Below are 15,661 nucleotides of genomic sequence, written 5' to 3'. Positions count from 1 at the left end.
CGGGAGGGCCCGGCCAGACCGCAGCGCCCTTTCCCGTGCCACCGGACAGCCATGCCGACCGGCCGGGAAGGCCCCGCCAGATGCCAGCGCCCCTTCCCGTGCCGAGCGTGGGGGTCTGGCCGCAACGGCGTCCGCGGATGTGGAACCCGTGACCGGGTCGGGTGGCGGAGCTGAGCCCGGGGCGGGGCGCTGGAGGCGGGTCAGGTCGGGCGCAGGCGGGGGTTCAGCCAGCGGAGCTGGGAGCGGGTGTGGACGGCGTCGCCGTGTTCGTGGCCGTTGTAGGGGTAGGTGTGCATCGTCTTGTCGGCGGCGGCGTAGTGGTTGTAGGCGGCGAAACCGGTGCTCGGCGGGCAGACCGTGTCGCGCAGGCCGATGCCGAAGTGGGCGGGGGCGTTCGCCCGGCGGGCGAAGTGGACGGCGTCCACGTAGGACAGGGTGTTCCAGACCGCGGGCTCGGCATCCCGGTGCACGGACAGGTAGGTGGCTATCTCGCCGTACGGGGACAGGTCGGTCAGGGACACCGCCCGCTGGATGTGGCACAGGAACGGTGACGAGACGAGCACCGCGGACAGGTCCGGGATCAGGCCGGCGACTGCCAGGGCCAGACCGCCGCCCTGACTGTTTCCGATCACTGCGATGCGGGCCGGGTCGACGTCGGGGAGTTCGCGGAGGGCCATGACGGCACGGAACGCGTCGGTGATCAGGCGGCGGTAGTAGTAGTCGTCCGGGGAAAGGAGGCCCCGGGTCGCCACCCCCGGGCCGCCCATCGCCGCGCCGGACGGCGGATCCGGGGTGTCGCCGCCGCAACCGTAGAGGTCGCCCTGGCCGCGGTTGTCCAGGAGCAGGTGGGCGTAGCCGGCCGCGGGCCAGGTCAGACGCTCGTGCGGCAGTCCGCGGCCTCGGCCGTAACCGGCGAACTCGACGATCCCCGGGAGCGGGCCGGGCCGTCCGGCGGGGCGGGTGTACCAGGCTCGGACCGGCTGGCCGCCGAAGCCGCCGAACGTGACGTCCCAGCAGTCGAGCAGGGCCAGGTCGTTGGGTTCGGGCCGGATGTCGAGAACGAGCGGGCCCGCGGCGGCGGTGAGCGTCGATGTCCAGAACCTGTCGAAGTCGGCCGGCTCCGCCAGGTCCGGCGCATATCGTTCCAGCTGGTCGAGCGGCATGTCGAAGGCGGCCATGGCGATCCTCAGGCGAAAGGCGACGGCGAAGGGGAAGGCGAGACGGGCGGCGGCGACGGTGAGACGGGCGCGGGCGACAGCGCGGGCGCGGGCGGCTGGGGTGGTGCGGCTGAGGAGGGCGCGGCGGCCGGGAGCGGCGGGGGCGGGGCGGTGGTTTCGCGGACTATCAGTTCGGTGACCAGGTCGACCCGGGTCATCGGGACGTCCACTCCGCGGGCCAGGTCGAGGAGCATGCGGGCGGCCGCGCCGCCCATGTCGGCGACGTGCTGGTCGACGGTGGTGAGGGGGGTGGCCGCCCACGCGGCCATCGGGACGTTGTCGTAGCCGACGATCGAGACGTCGGCGGGGACCTGCAGGCCGAGGCGGCGGGCCGCGCGGATCACGCCCATCGCCTGGGTGTCGGAGCCGGCGAAGACGGCGGTGGGGCGGTCGGGGGCGGCGAGCAGCTGCATGCCGTGCTCGTATCCGGCCTGTCCGGTGAACGCGCCGTACCGCACCAGGTGCGGGAGAAGCGGCAGCCCGGCCTCGTCGTGGGCGGACCGGAAGCCGGCGACGCGGGCCCGGCTGCAGAGCACGTCGGACGGGCCGGAGATGACGGCGATCCGCCGGTGACCGAGGTCGATCAGGTGGCGGGTGGCGAGGAGGCCGCCGTCGAAGTTGTTGGAGCCGACGGTCGGCACCGAGGCGGCGGTGGCGCTGTCGCTGTCGAGGACGACGAACGGGATCCGCTGCCGGATCAGCAGCCGCCGCTGGGACTCGGTGGGGTGGCAGAGCACCAGCAGCACGCCGAGCGGGCTGCGGTGCAGCACGTCGTCGGCCCAGTGCCGGGGCGGGCGGTGTCTGCCGCCCAGCTGGGAGATGACCAGCTCGACCCGGGCCGGGGAGGTGACCTCCTCGACGCCGCGGATGACCTCCATGCACCAGGCCGTGTCGAACTCGTGGAAGACGAGGTCGACATGGCCGGTGACGGCGGGTGGGCGGCGGCTGCGCCGGCGGTAGCCGTGCCGCTGCAGGCTGGCCTCGACGAGGGCCCGGGTGCGGGCGGCCACGTCGGAGCGTCCGTTGAGCACTTTCGAGACCGTCGTCACCGACACCCCGACGTCGCTCGCGATGAGGGCGATGGTCGCTGACCCGTCAGACTTCGTCATCGAAAATCACGCACCACCATCGGTAGTTGCGAATGTGGTTTCGCTCGATCCTGCACGCACCCTAACCACAAGAGATCGATGTAGTCCACTGATGATCGTCATCAGGAAAGCGCTTCCATCAGGCTTGACATCGATTCGTAACGGACTTACGTTCGCCGCCATACATCCCGGTCCTTCGATGAAAGTTTCGGAAGGCTGGCTCATGCTGACAGCCCAGGCAAGCCCACCCCACTCCACTGAGGATCCACCACACACCCCATTGCGGCCGCGTCGCCGATCCTGGGCGCAGGCTCTGCGCCGGGACTGGCAGCTGTACTCGCTGGCCGTACTCCCGCTGCTGTTCTTCGTCGTCTTCCGGTATCTGCCGATGCTCGGGAACGTGATCGCGTTCCGGCGGTACGAGCCCGGCGGCGACCTGTTCGGCGAGTACTGGGTGGGGCTCCGGTATTTCCGGATGTTCCTCGCCGATCCGACGTTCTGGCAGGTCTTCACGAACACCGCGGTGATCGGCGCTCTCACGCTGCTGTTCTGTTTCCCGCTGCCGATCGTGCTGGCCCTGCTGCTCAACGAGGTCCGCACGCGCTGGCTGAAGGGTTTCGTGCAGACCATCTCCTACCTGCCGCACTTCCTGTCGATCGTGGTGGTGGCCGGCCTGATCCTGCAGACCGTCTCGATCGACGGCGTGATCAATCAGGGGTTGCGGGCGATCGGGCAGGATCCGGTCGCGTTCATCCAGGAGCCGGGCTGGTTCCGGACCATCTACGTGTCGTCGGAGGTGTGGCAGACCGTCGGCTGGGGCACGATCCTCTACCTGGCGGCGCTGACCACGATCGACAACGACCTGTACGACCAGGCGAAGGTCGACGGCGCGAACCGCTGGCGGCAGACCTGGCACGTGACGCTGCCCGGCATCCGCCCGACCATGATCACGCTGTTGATCCTGAACATCGGCACGTTCCTGGCGGTCGGGTTCGAGAAGATCCTGCTGCTCTACAACCCGCTGACCTACGCGACCGCGGATGTCGTCTCCACGTACCTCTATCGCGTCGGCATCGTGTCGGGAAGTTTCAGCTACGCCGGCGCGATCGGACTGTTCGAGTCGCTGATCGGGCTGGCGCTGGTGCTCGGCGCGAACTCGCTGTCGCGCCGCGTCGCCGGGACGAGCCTGTGGTAGGCGAGACCCGGGGATACCGGGTGTTCCAGGTGGTCAACGGCGTCGTGCTGACCGTCGTGGTGCTGGTGACGCTGTTCCCGTTCGTCAACATCGTGGCCCGCTCGTTCAGCGGCGAGCAGGAGATCCGGTCCGGTCAGGTGAGCATCTGGCCGAAAGGGTTCAACCTGACGACGTACGACAAGGTCATGTCCGATGCGATGTTCTGGACCAACTATCGCAACACCGTGGTCTATACGGTCGTGGCCACCGTCATCGCGCTGGTGCTGACGACCTGTTACGCGTACGTGCTGTCGAAGAGGAATCTCAAGGGGCGCGGCCTGCTCGTCGGGATCGCGGTGTTCACGATGTTCTTCAACGGCGGTCTCATCCCCAACTACGTGCTGGTCAGCTCGCTCGGCCTACGCAACACGCTGTGGGCGATCGTGCTGCCCAACGCGATCAGCGTCTTCAACCTGCTCGTGATGAAGGCGTTCTTCGAGAGCCTTCCGACCGAACTGGAGGAGGCGGCCGCGGTCGACGGCACCGGCACGTACGGCACGCTGCTGCGGATCGTGCTGCCGCTGTCCAAGGCGGTGCTCGCCACCATGCTGCTGTTCTACGCGGTGAGTTTCTGGAACTCCTGGTTCGCCGGGTTCCTCTACATGGACCGACAGGAACTCTTCCCGGTCACCGTCTATCTGCGCAACCTGATCGCCGGCGCGACCTCGGGCACCGACAACACCGCCACCAGCGAGGCCGCGCTGCAGATCGCCGCGAGCATCCAGGCCGTCACGATCGTGCTGATCATGACGCCGATCATGCTCGTCTACCCCTTCATCCAGCGATATTTCGTCTCCGGCGTCATGCTCGGCGCCGTCAAGGGCTAGGAGCACTCCCCCATGTTTCAGCTGACCAGACGTCACCTTCTGACCGCCGCGGGCGCCGCGGCCGTGGCCGGGCTCGCCGGGTGCAGCGACGACGGCGGCGACACGTCGACCGACGACAAGCGGGCCGGCGCGATGGACGGGTTCAAGGTCGGTGACCAGTTCAAGGCCACCGAGCCGGTCTCGTTCTCGATCATGATGCTCAGCAACCAGGCGTACCCGTACAAGGCGGACTGGCCGTTCTTCAAGGAATTGACCGCCCGGACCAACGTGACGCTCGAGTCGACGGCCGTGCCGGGCAGCGACTACAACCAGAAGCGCAGCGTCGTGGTGAGCGCCGGCGACGCGCCGATGATCATCCCGAAGACCTACCACCCGGACGAGGAGGCGTTCATCGCCGGCGGCGCGATCCTGCCGGTCAGCGACTACGTCGACCTGATGCCGCACTTCACGGAGAAGGTCGCCCGCTGGAACCTGCAGCCCAACCTGGACGGGTTCAAGGCCCAGGACGGCAAATACTACCTGCTGCCCGGTCTGCACGAGAACGTCTGGCAGGACTACACGCTCGGGGTGCGCACCGACGTCATGGAGAAGCTCGGGCTGACCGCGCCGCAGACCTGGGACGACCTGACCGGTGTGCTGCGCGAGATGAAGAAGGCCCACCCGGACCTCTACCCGCTGTCCGACCGCTGGAGCACTCCCCCACAGCCGGGCGCCAACAACCTGTTCGGCCTGCTCAGCACCGCGTACGGCACGCGCGCCGGCTGGGCCTGGAACCCGATGGAGTGGGACGCGACCGCCGGGAAGTTCGTCTACTCCGGCGCCATGGACCAGTACCGGCAAATGCTGCAATACGTGAACACGCTGGTCAAGGAGGGCCTGCTCGACCCGGAGAGCTTCACCCAGACCGACGACATCGCCCGGCAGAAGTTCGCCAACGGCAAGTCGTTCATGATCAGCGTCAACGCGCAGACCCTGGTCAACGAGGCCCGCAAGGACATCGCGAAGCTCCCCGGCGCGAAGGTCGCCAAGCTGATCCTGCCGGTCGGCCCGGCCGGCGCCACGCTGCCCGGCCACAACCGCCTGGAGAACGGGCTCATGATCTCCAAGAAGGCGCTCGAATCGAAGAACTTCGTGGCCATGATGCAGTTCATCGACTGGCTCTGGTATTCCGACGCCGGCCTGATGTTCAGCAAGTGGGGCATCGAGGGGCAGACCTACACCGGCAAGGTGGACGACGGCAGCTTCAAACTCGACCCGGGCATCAAGTGGGGTGGCATCAACCCCGGCGCGCCCAAGGACCTCCAGGTCGACTACGGCTTCTCCAACGGCGTCTTCGCCTACGGCGGCAGCACGAACATGCTGAACTCACAGTTCTCCGAGGAGGAGAAGGCGTTCCAGGCCGAGATGAACAAACGGCAGATCCGCCCGGTCGCGCCGCCTGCGCCGCTGACCATCGAGGAGCGCGAGCAGGTCACGCTCTGGGATTCGGCGCTGAAGGACCACGTCTTCCAGAACACGCTGAAATTCGCGCTCGGGCAGCGCCCGCTCGCCGAATGGGACGCCTACGTCAAGGAGCTCGAGGGCAAGAACTCCACGAAGTACGTGGACATCGTGAACAAGGCGTACGAGCGTTACAAGAAAGAGCACGGGTGAGCCGGTTGCCGGCCGCCTGGTGGTGGGACGACGCCGACCTGCTGGGCGCGTCGTCGTGAGCGCCGCGCTCGGGGAACGCTTCGGGACCGGGCTGCTGTCCCAGGCGGCCGCGATGATCTACACGCTGCTCGTGGTCGAGGCGCTGGTGCTGGTGACGGCGGGGCCGGGGGTGGCGCTGCTGGCCCTGCTGGACCGGGACGCGTCGAACCTGCCGCTCGCGGCGCTGTGCCTGCTCCCGGCCGGGCCGGCGCTGTCGGCGGCGATCTACGCCCTGCACCGGCGGCGGCTCGACCTGACCGACCTCCATCCGGGCGCCGCGTTCGTCCGGGGCTACCGGCTGAACGCGGCGGGCTCCCTGAAGGTGTGGGCACCGTGGCTGCTTCTGATCAGCCTGAACCTGGCCGGTCCGGGGCCCGCTCAGTGGATCGTGATCGCGGTGGCGACGATGTGGATGCTCAACGCCCTCGTGATCACGTCCCTGTTCGTGTTCCGTCTGCGGGATGTCGCGCGGCTTTCGGCGTACCTCCTGATCCGCTCTTTCGGGGTGACGGTGGGTAACGCCTGCCTGATCGTGGTCGCTCTGGCCGGTGTCTGGCTGTGGTCCGAGGCGGTCCTCGCGTTGGCCGCATCGTTGCTGGTGCTGGCGTTGCTGGGCAATGCCCGGCCGTTGATCGCCGTGGTCCGGAAGGAGTTCGTGGCATGAAGATCCCCTACGGCGGCGACTACAACCCGGAGCAGTGGCCGAAGGAGGTGTGGGACGACGATCACCGCCTGTTCGACGAGGCGCACATCGACACGCTCACCGTGGGTGTCTTCACCTGGGGGCTGACGCAGCCCGGCCCGGACGTGTACGACTTCAGCGTCCTCGACGCGATCATCGAGCGGGCGACCGCTTCCGGCCGGCGGATCTGCCTCGCCACCGGCACCGGCGCGCATCCGGCGTGGATGGCCCGGGCGTATCCGTCGGTGACCCGCACCGATTTCGAGGGCCGCAAGCACCGGTTCGGGCAGCGGCACAACTCGTGCCCCAGCTCGCCCGACTTCCGGCGTTTCTCCGCCGAGGTGGCCGGCCGGATCGCGCACCGTTACGCCGGGCATCCGGCGATCGTCGCGTGGCACGTCGGCAACGAGTACGGCGGCGCCTGCTACTGCGACCTGTGCGCCGCCGGTTTCCGTGACTGGCTGCGCTCCCGGTACGGCAGCCTGTCGGCGCTGAACGACGCCTGGTACACCACGTTCTGGTCACACACGTTCACCGGCTGGGACGAGATCGAGCCGCCGTCGGCGCTCACCGAGCACTGGCGCGGCCCCGACCACACCGCCTTCCAGGGCATCACGCTCGACTACCTGCGGTTCATGTCGGACGCGATGCTGACCAACTTCCGTGACGAGAAGGCCGCTATCCGGCGATCAGATCCGGACACTCCGGTGACCACCAACTTCATGGGCCTCTACCGGCCGATCGACTACCACCGGTGGGCCGCCGATCTCGACCTGGTCTCGTGGGACAACTATCCGCCCGACGACCGGTCCGCCGCCCGGATGGCGCTGGCCCACGACCTGATGCGCGGACTCAAGGGCGGGCAGCCGTTCTGGCTCATGGAGCAGACACCGAGCGTGACCGCGTGCCGGGACGTCAACCCGCTGAAACGTCCCGGGGTGATGCGGTTGTGGAGCTGGCAGGCGGTCGCGCACGGGGCCGACGCGGTGCTGTTCTTCCAGATGCGCGCCGGTCGCGGCGCCAGCGAGAAGTACCACGGCGCGGTGATCGGGCACGCCGGGCGCTCGGACACCCGGGTGTTCCGGGAGGTCGCGGCCCTCGGCGCCGAACTCGCCGTCCTCGGCCCGATGACGCTGGGCGCCCGGACCCCGGCGCGGGTGGCGCTGCTCTTCGACTGGGACAGCTGGTGGGCGCTGGAGATCTCGGACGGCCCGTCCCGGCTGGTCCGCTACCTCGACGTGGTCATCGCCTACCACCGGGCGCTGTGGCAGCTCGGCGCCGACCTCGACGTGATACCGGTGACCGCGCCCCTGGACGGCTACGACGTGGTCGTCGCGCCCGCCCTGCACATGGTCAAGAACGGTCTGGCGGATCGGCTCGCGGCTGTCGCGTCCGGTGGCGGGACGGTGGTCGCCACGTTCCTGTCCGGGCGGGTCGACGAGAACGACAACGCCTTCCTGTCCGACGTGCCGGGACCCCTGGCCGCCCTCCTGGGAGTACGGGTGGACGAGCAGGACGCCCGGGAGGAGTCCTACGTCAACCCGGTGACCATGAACGGCACGACGTTCGAGTCGCGGCTGCTGTTCGAACTGGTCCTCCCGCGCGGCGCCGAGGTCGTCGGGACCTACGGGGCCGATTTCTACGCCGGCACCGCCGCGGTCACCCGCAACACCTACGGCGACGGCCACGCCTGGTACGTCGGAGCCGGCCTGTCCCCGGAAGGGGTGACCCACGTGATCCGCGAGGTCCTCGCCCGGCACGGGCTGCTCGGCCCGTGCGCCGACCTGCCCGACGTGGAGACCGCCGTCCGCGTCACCCCCGACGGCGAGCGGCTGCTGTTCGTCCTCAACCACGGCACGTCACCGGTCGACCTGCCGGATGCCTGCGCCGGCACCGACCTGCTGTCCGGGCACCTCGTCCGCGTCCTCGGCCCGAACGGGGTCGCCCTCTACCGCGACCCGGCGCGCACTCCGTCGACCGGCGGCGGGACACCGGCGCGCCGGTAGGGTCGTGCGGTGACCACGCTTCACCCCTGGGCCGCGGACGACGACCTGCATTCGGTCTACCTCACCAACGCGGACTACTGGCGCCGCAGCGGTGACCTCGACCCGTCCCGGCTGGACCGGCCGGCCGTCGCCCGGGCCGCCGCCGACCTCGCCCCCGGCGAGTTGGCGTTCACCGCCCGCCACGGGAACGCGACAGTGGGCTACGTCCGTGTCCTGGAACGCCACCTGAGGGACGGCCATCCGTGGATCGGCCTGCTCCTGGTCGACGGCCACCACCGCCGGCAGGGGCACGGCCGGGCGATCGCCACCGCCGTCGAGGATCTCTTCGAGGGTACGGGTGTCCTCCGTCTCGGCGTCCTGGTCAACAATCCGGCCGCTCAGCGCTTCTGGTCGGCGCTCGGTTACCGGCACGTCGACACCCGCCCCGACATGGCCAAGGGCCGCACCACGCTGATCTACGAGAAGCGCGGCCGGTGACCCCGGATCAGTGGATCCGGCGGCCCTTGTCGTCGGGGACCCCGGACTTGCGGTGGAAGTACGTGTTGATCTGGTCCCGCCACTCCTCGGCGCTGCGGTGCTGCTCGGCCAGGCGTTCGGCGACCCGGGCGTGCGTGGCCGGATCCACCAGGCCGGCGACGGAATCCCACTCCGGGCGCATCTCGGCCACCCGCTGCGCGCCGGCGAAGTGGGTGTCGTAGATGTGCTGGATCACCGTCGTGCCGCTGTGCAGCAGGTGGGTGTAGGGGACGTGGTGGAAGAACAGCAGCAACTCGTCGGGGCAGGTCGACAGTGACTCGTAGCGCTCCGACCAGGGCGGCGGGTACTGGCCGGTGAACCCGGTGCCGGTGGCGACCGTGCGGTCCACGCCGATGCCGTCCCGGTCGGCGAAGTGGTATGTGCCCCACGGGGTGTACTCGTAGCCGTCCACGTCGGGGCCGTAATGGTGACCGGGACGGACCATGAAGCCCACCCCCAGCGGGGCCGTGTACTGCTCGTACGTCAGCCACGAGTCGTCCATCAGGGTGTGCAGGGTGTGGCGGAGCCGGGGCGGCGCCTCCGGGAACGTCAGCGAGATCCACTCGTCGAGGATCGCCGCCGGGTCGCGGCCGGGCGCCCAGCCCAGGCGGCCGACCGCGTAGAGGTTGGCCTGAGCCAACGGGTGCCCTGTCCAGAATCGGTCATCGCCCACGTTGGCAACGGCGGACAGCACCCCCGCGGGGGTACGACCGGAGACGGAACCCGAGTCGGCGCCGGAGGGGCCGGCCGTCAGACGGGTGGCCAGGGTGGGCGAGGTGTCGCCGGTGGGGCGGAACCCGAGCACCCCGCTCCACATCGGCGGCAGGTAGCAGATGTGTCTCTGCTGGCCGGTGTACTCCTGGGTGACCTGCAGCTCGACGGCCAGGTGAGTGTGCGGCATGGCGAGCAGGACCGGGGACACCGGCTCGCGGGTCTGGAAGTCGATCGGGCCGTGCTTCACCTGCAGGATCACGTTGTCGGCGAACCGGCCGTCCAGCGCGGCGAAGTGGTCGTGGGCGGCGCGTGCCCGGTCGGTGGTGCGGTCGCGCCAGTCCTGGCGGTGGTTGTAGACGAACGCCCGCCACCGGACCGGGGCGCCGTGCGGGGCGAGGGCCGCGGCGAGCATGTTGGCGCCGTCGGCGTGGGTGCGGCCGTAGGTGAACGGGCCGGGCTGGCCTTCGGAGTCGGCCTTCACCAGGTAGCCGCCGAAGTCGGGGATCGTGGCGAAGACCCGGTCGGTGGTGGACGCCCACCAGCGCCGGACGGCCGGGTCGAGCGGGTCGGCGGTCGGCAGGTCGCCGAGGATCACCGGGGCGGCGAAGTTGACCGACACGTGGACGCGTATGCCGTACGGCCGGACGGCCGAGGCGATGGCGGCGACGTCGCCGAGCCGGTCGGTGAGCAGGTGGGTCTCGCCCTCGCCGACGTTGACGTTGTTGACGGTGATCGCGTTGATGCCGGACGCGGCCAGCAACCTCGCGTAGTCGCGGACCCGGGAGAGGTCGGCCCGGAGCCGGCCGCCCTGCCAGAAGATCGACCCGCCGGCGTAGCCGCGTTCGACCTGGCCCATCACCGGGTGCACGAAGACGTTGTCCCAGTGGTCGAGGACGCGCAGCCGGAACGCGGGTTGGTGGCGTTCGTCGGCGAGCGCCGGATCGAAGGCGGCCTCGCCCCGGCGGACCACCTCGAACAGTCCGGGGAGCAGCCCGGCCGGGCCGTCGGCGAGCACGACCGTGGCGCCGTCGCGGCGGCCCAGCAGAAAGCCTTCGGAGCCCGCGGCGCCGGCCGCGACGGTGAGGAGCAGGTCGGGTGCCGAGGTGGGCTGGGCGACACCGCCGAAGCGGGCGCAGGCGGCGGCCACCTCGGCGCGGACGGTGTCGGCGAGCGGTCCCTCGCCGTCCACCCGGACGCGGCGGGAGCCCAGGGCACGGAACACCGACGGCGGCAGCCAGGCGGCATGGACCGGATCGGCGTCCGGAGCGGGTCTCTCGTTCATCGAGGAGAAACGATATCTCCGGATCCGTGCCCATTCCACCCGAGCGTCGATCCGGCCTCGGACTCCGGCCGGCCGGGCGTGCCGCTCAGCGTACGAACCAGGTGATCGACGACGTAGCGGGCATCGTCCTCGATGCCGTGCAGGAACGTGGACCGGCGGCGGCGCAGCACCGGCAGGCCCAGGGCGTACAGCCCGGGAACCTCGGTCACGCCGCCGTCGTGGCGCAGCCGGCCCTTCTCGTCGAGGACCGGCACCTGCAGCCACGAGTGGTCCGGCCGGAAGCCGGTCGCCCACACGATCGTGCCGATCTCGCCACTGCCGAGGTCGAGGCGCAGCCGGGGCTTCGCCGGCACCCGGGTGGGTTCGAGCACGACCCGGCCGGTCAGCCCGGCCCACTCGTCGAAGCCGGCGAGCATCCGGTTCGCCTTCAGGTCGGCGAGCGAGCACACGTTGCGCAGCCCGCCGGAGAACAGCGCCCACCCGTCCCGTACCGTGGCGAGCCGCCCGACCAACTCCACCCCGGCCTCGGTCAGCGTGTTGAGGTCGACGTCGGCGCCGCCGGCGAGCTGCGGCGACGGCAGCCGCCGGGCCCGGTCGAGATCCTCCACCTCGTCGTAACGCTGCGCCCACAGACCCGACTCGTGCATCCACCACAGCACGTCACGGCCACGGTGCCGGCGCGGCATCCGGGTGTGCTCCCCCACCGAGAGCACCACCTGCCGCCCGGCTCGTCGCAGCTCGGCGGCGATCTGCACACCGGTGGCCGAGGCGCCGACCACGAGCACGCCGCCGTCGGGCAGCCGGTCCGGGTTGCGGTACCCGAACGGCGTGACCTGAGGGACGCCGAGGTCCCCGAAGTCCGGCACGACCGGCACGTTGCACGCGCCGGTCGCGATCACCACCGACCGGCACCGCAGGTCACCGACGGCAAACCCTTCGCCGGTACGCCGTACCGACGTCACGTTCACACCGGTCCGGACGGGCGCCCCCGCGGCGAAACGCTCGATGAACGCGACCACCTCGTCCATCGTCATGTACCCGTCCGGGTCGTCGCCGTCGTAGTCCAGCCCGGGCAGCCGGCTCAGCCAGTTGGGCGTGAGCAGCCGTAGCGAGTCCCAGCGCTCGGTGCGCCACGAGTTCGCGACCTGCCCGCGTTCCAGGACGACGTGGTCGATGCCCCGCCGGCGCAGGAAGTGGCTGGCGGCCAGCCCGGCGTGTCCCGCGCCGACGACGACCGTGGTGACACTGTCGCCCAAGGTCAGGCGACCTCTACGGTCACGTCGGTCGGGTTGGTGAGCGCGTCGAAGACGGCCGACCGCTTCTGCGACTGGGCGACGATGGCCTCGATGTCCTCCTTGGAGGCGTCGGCGTCGATGTCGAAGGTGACCTTGATGTCGTTGTAGCCGTTGCGCACGTCGGGGTCGCCGAGGATGCCGCGGATGTCGTGGTTGCCCTCGACGACGGCGGTGACCGAGCGCAGCTGGATCCCCCGGTTCTGGGCGACCGAGGCGACGCCGGCGGTGAGGCAGCTCGCCAGGCCGACCAGAAGGTACTCGATCGGGGTGATGCCGTTGTCCTCGGCCGCGAACACCTCGGGGTGGTCGGCGGCGAACTCGGACTTCGCCTTGTGCGACTGCTCGGCGCCGAGGCCGTAGAAGTTCTCGATGGTGGTGGTGCAGTGCACGCCCCGGTCCCACTTCGAGGTGGCCCGCCAGGTGAACCGGGCGGCCTCCGGTGCGCCCTTGAGGGCCTCGCGCGCGTCGAGCAGCGCCTGGACGTTGACTCCGTTATCGGTGACGGTCATGGCTGGCATCCTCCCTGGTGGGGGCCTGATCTACAACACCCATCGGTACGCTAGACAATGATCTTGTCCGCGGATAGCGTGGGGGGCCATGACGAGCGTCGGAGTCGTCGAGACGCGCTACCTCGACCTGCCCGGTCCGCTGCCTCTGGACTGCGGGCGTGAGCTTTCCAGAGTCCGGGTCGCCTATGAGACGTACGGGACGATGTCCCCCGATCGGGACAACGTGATCCTGGTCTGCCACGCCCTGTCCGGTGACGCGCACGCGGCCGGGATCGCCGCGCAGCCGCCCGAGGAGGGCACCCGTGAGGGGTACGCCAAGGGGCTGGGCTGGTGGGACGGCATGATCGGACCGGGCAAGGCGTTCGACACCGACCGGTATCTCGTGGTGTCGACGAACCTGCTGGGCGGCTGCCGGGGCACCACCGGCCCGTCCTCGACCGATCCGGCGACCGGTGAGCCGTACGGGCCGGACTTCCCGGTGATCACGGTGGCCGACATGGTCCGCTGCGAGCGGGCGTTCCTCGACGAGCTCGGCATCGACCGGCTCGCCGCGGTGGCCGGCGGCTCCCTCGGCGGCATGCAGGCGCTCGAATGGGCGACCCGCTACCCGGACCAGGTCGACGCGATAGTGGTGATCGCGTCCACCCACGCGCTGCAGCCGCAGGGGGTGGCCTGGAACGCGATCGCCCGCGAGGCGATCATGCGGGACCCGGACTGGCAGGGTGGCCGCTACTACGGGACGGGCCGCGCCCCGGACGCCGGGATGGGCGTGGCACGGATGGTCGGGCACATCACCTACCTGTCGGCGCCGGGGCTGGCCGAGAAGTTCGGCCGGCGACTCCAGGACGGGCTGAACTACACGATCACCGAGCCGGAGTTCGCGGTGGAGAGCTACCTGCGACACCAGGCGGCCGCGTTCGTCCGCCGGTTCGACGCGAACACCTACCTGTACCTCTCCCGGGCGCTCACCTACTTCGAGCTGGGGCCCCTCGACCAGGTGAAGGCCCGCACGCTGCTGATCTCGTTCAGCTCGGACTGGCTCTACCCGCCGGCCGCGTCCCAGGAGATCGCCGACACCCTGACGCGACTCGGCAAGAGCGTGGAGAACCACGTGATCGACGCGCCGTACGGGCACGATTGTTTTCTGCTGGAAGAGGCCCGGCAGACCCCCATCGTCCGGCGGTTCCTTCAGGAGGGCACCGAGTGAGCAGAGAAGAAGCGCCGCACGAGTTCGGGTTCGAGACCCGGCAGCTGCACGCCGGTCAGCGACCCGATCCGAACACCGGCGCGCGGGCGGTGCCGATCTTCCAGACGACCAGCTACGTCTTCGAGGATCCGGAGTCGGCTGCCGCCTATTTCAACCTTCAGGAGTACGGGAACACGTACTCCCGGATCATGAATCCGACCACGGCGGTCTTCGAGGAGCGGGTGGCGAACCTGGAGGGCGGCAGCGGGGCGGTCGCCTTCGCCAGCGGCATCGCAGCCCAGGCGGCGGCGCTGTTCACCCTGCTGGAGCCGGGTGACCACGTGGTCGCGTCACAGGCGCTCTACGGCGGCACCGTCAACCAGCTCAAGCACCTGCTGCGCAAACTCAACGTCGAGCTGTCGTGGGTGGACCCGGACGACGTGTCGGCGTGGCGCAAGGCGGTCCGGGACACCACGAAGGCGTTCTTCGGCGAGACGATCGGCAACCCGGGCGGCAACGTGCTCGACATCGAGGCGATCGCCGCCATCGCGCACGAGCACGGGCTGCCGCTGATCGTGGACAACACGTTCGCCACGCCGTACCTGTGCCGGCCGATCGAGTGGGGCGCCGACATCGTGGTGCACTCGGCGACCAAGTTCATCGGCGGCCACGGGACCAGCATCGGCGGGGTGGTGGTCGAGGCCGGCACGTTCGACTGGTCGAACGGGCGGTTCCCGGTGGTGGCGGAGCCGTCCCCGGCGTACCACGGCCTGAAGTTCCATGAGACATTCGGGACCTACGGCTATCTGATGAAGCTGCGCGCCGAGACGCTGCGTGACCTGGGCGGGGCGCTGTCGCCGTTCAACGCGTTCCTGTTCCTGCAGGGGCTGGAGACGCTGTCGCTGCGGATGGACCGGCACGTGGCGAACGCCCGCCGGATCGCCGCGTTCCTCGACGAGCACCCGCTGGCCTCGAACATAACCTGGGCCGGGCTGCCCGGCGGTCGCTACCGGGCGCTGGTGGAGAAGTATCTGCCGCTCGGGCCGGGCGCGGTGTTCTCGTTCGACGTGGCCGGTGGGCGCGAGGGCGGCCAGGACCTGATCCGCGGGGTACGGCTGTGGTCGCACCTGGCCAACGTCGGCGACGCGAAGAGCCTGATCATCCATCCGGCGAGCACCACACACCGGCAGCTCAGCGACGACGAGCTGCGGGCCGCCGGGGTCGGGCCGGGCACGATCCGGCTGTCGGTCGGCACGGAAAGCGTGGACGATCTGATCTGGGACCTCACACAGGCCTTTGCGGGGGTGACGGCATGAGTAGCCCTGTGTCAACCCGCCACGGTTTGATCTTGGTTGAGGAGTCGTTGGAGGGCTCGGTGTTGTGCGGGATCGTAGGCGGTGCCGGTGGTCCAGC

At 69.9% G+C, this 15,661-nt stretch carries 13 protein-coding genes; 8 read left to right on the top strand and 5 right to left on the bottom strand.

Going from position 1 to position 15,661, the window contains the following annotated elements; genetic code table 11:
- Nucleotides 1–200: 200 nt before the first annotated feature.
- The gene (locus tag BM290_RS38995; RefSeq protein ID WP_093621000.1) at nucleotides 201–1,178 is read right to left on the bottom strand and encodes an acetylxylan esterase; all 978 of its coding nucleotides are present in this window, start codon (nucleotides 1,176–1,178) and stop codon (nucleotides 201–203) included.
- Nucleotides 1,179–1,186: 8 nt separating this feature from the next.
- Nucleotides 1,187–2,326 (bottom strand): LacI family DNA-binding transcriptional regulator, encoded by a 1,140-nt coding sequence (locus BM290_RS38990; RefSeq protein WP_093620999.1) that lies wholly within the window; start codon nucleotides 2,324–2,326, stop codon nucleotides 1,187–1,189.
- A gap of 259 nt (nucleotides 2,327–2,585) precedes the next feature.
- On the opposite strand from BM290_RS38990, the gene BM290_RS38985 reads away from it, so the two are divergent.
- From BM290_RS38985 to BM290_RS38960, 6 genes are read left to right on the top strand one after another with little or no spacing between them, the layout of a single operon-like run.
- On the top strand, nucleotides 2,586–3,500 hold the full coding sequence (locus BM290_RS38985; protein ID WP_239143871.1) for an ABC transporter permease: 915 nt from the start codon (nucleotides 2,586–2,588) through the stop codon (nucleotides 3,498–3,500).
- Between the two features lie 20 nt (nucleotides 3,501–3,520).
- On the top strand, nucleotides 3,521–4,366 hold the full coding sequence (locus BM290_RS38980; protein WP_239143872.1) for a carbohydrate ABC transporter permease: 846 nt from the start codon (nucleotides 3,521–3,523) through the stop codon (nucleotides 4,364–4,366).
- A gap of 12 nt (nucleotides 4,367–4,378) precedes the next feature.
- On the top strand, nucleotides 4,379–6,019 hold the full coding sequence (locus tag BM290_RS38975) for an ABC transporter substrate-binding protein (RefSeq protein WP_093620996.1): 1,641 nt from the start codon (nucleotides 4,379–4,381) through the stop codon (nucleotides 6,017–6,019).
- 55 nt (nucleotides 6,020–6,074) lie between these two features.
- The gene (locus tag BM290_RS38970) at nucleotides 6,075–6,722 is read left to right on the top strand and encodes a hypothetical protein (RefSeq protein ID WP_093620995.1); all 648 of its coding nucleotides are present in this window, start codon (nucleotides 6,075–6,077) and stop codon (nucleotides 6,720–6,722) included.
- A complete protein-coding gene (locus BM290_RS38965; protein WP_093620994.1) occupies nucleotides 6,719–8,746 on the top strand; it encodes a beta-galactosidase in 2,028 nt (675 codons plus the stop codon). The genes BM290_RS38970 and BM290_RS38965 overlap by 4 nt, the downstream gene beginning before the upstream one ends.
- Before the next feature lie 9 nt (nucleotides 8,747–8,755).
- On the top strand, nucleotides 8,756–9,223 hold the full coding sequence (locus tag BM290_RS38960; protein ID WP_093620993.1) for a GNAT family N-acetyltransferase: 468 nt from the start codon (nucleotides 8,756–8,758) through the stop codon (nucleotides 9,221–9,223).
- 7 nt (nucleotides 9,224–9,230) lie between these two features.
- Here BM290_RS38960 and BM290_RS38955 read toward each other — a convergent pair whose 3' ends face one another.
- The 3 genes from BM290_RS38955 to BM290_RS38945 are packed head-to-tail and all read right to left on the bottom strand — an operon-like array spanning nucleotide 9,231 to nucleotide 13,062.
- On the bottom strand, nucleotides 9,231–11,258 hold the full coding sequence (locus tag BM290_RS38955; RefSeq protein ID WP_093620992.1) for an alpha-glucuronidase: 2,028 nt from the start codon (nucleotides 11,256–11,258) through the stop codon (nucleotides 9,231–9,233).
- Nucleotides 11,255–12,514 (bottom strand): NAD(P)-binding domain-containing protein, encoded by a 1,260-nt coding sequence (locus tag BM290_RS38950; RefSeq protein WP_093620991.1) that lies wholly within the window; start codon nucleotides 12,512–12,514, stop codon nucleotides 11,255–11,257. The genes BM290_RS38955 and BM290_RS38950 overlap by 4 nt, the downstream gene beginning before the upstream one ends.
- Nucleotides 12,515–12,516: 2 nt before the next feature.
- Entirely contained in the window at nucleotides 12,517–13,062 is a 546-nt protein-coding gene (locus BM290_RS38945) for an OsmC family protein (RefSeq protein ID WP_093620990.1), read from the bottom strand.
- 88 nt (nucleotides 13,063–13,150) lie between these two features.
- Here BM290_RS38945 and metX point away from each other — a divergent pair, with 88 nt between their 5' ends.
- Complete coding sequence (gene metX, locus BM290_RS38940; protein WP_093620989.1) at nucleotides 13,151–14,269, top strand: homoserine O-acetyltransferase MetX; 1,119 nt, start codon at nucleotides 13,151–13,153, stop codon at nucleotides 14,267–14,269.
- Nucleotides 14,266–15,564 carry an O-acetylhomoserine aminocarboxypropyltransferase/cysteine synthase family protein gene (locus BM290_RS38935; RefSeq protein ID WP_093620988.1) on the top strand — a complete coding sequence of 433 codons (1,299 nt, stop codon included), beginning with the start codon at nucleotides 14,266–14,268 and terminating at the stop codon, nucleotides 15,562–15,564. Before metX ends, BM290_RS38935 begins: the two co-directional genes overlap by 4 nt.
- The last annotated feature ends 97 nt before the right edge of the window (nucleotides 15,565–15,661 follow it).

Source organism: Actinoplanes philippinensis, from assembly GCF_900113015.1.
GTDB classification, from domain to species: Bacteria; Actinomycetota; Actinomycetes; order Mycobacteriales; family Micromonosporaceae; genus Actinoplanes; species Actinoplanes philippinensis.
Note: the sequence above shows the minus strand (reverse complement) of the source record. Positions and strands in the feature narration are given on the sequence as shown.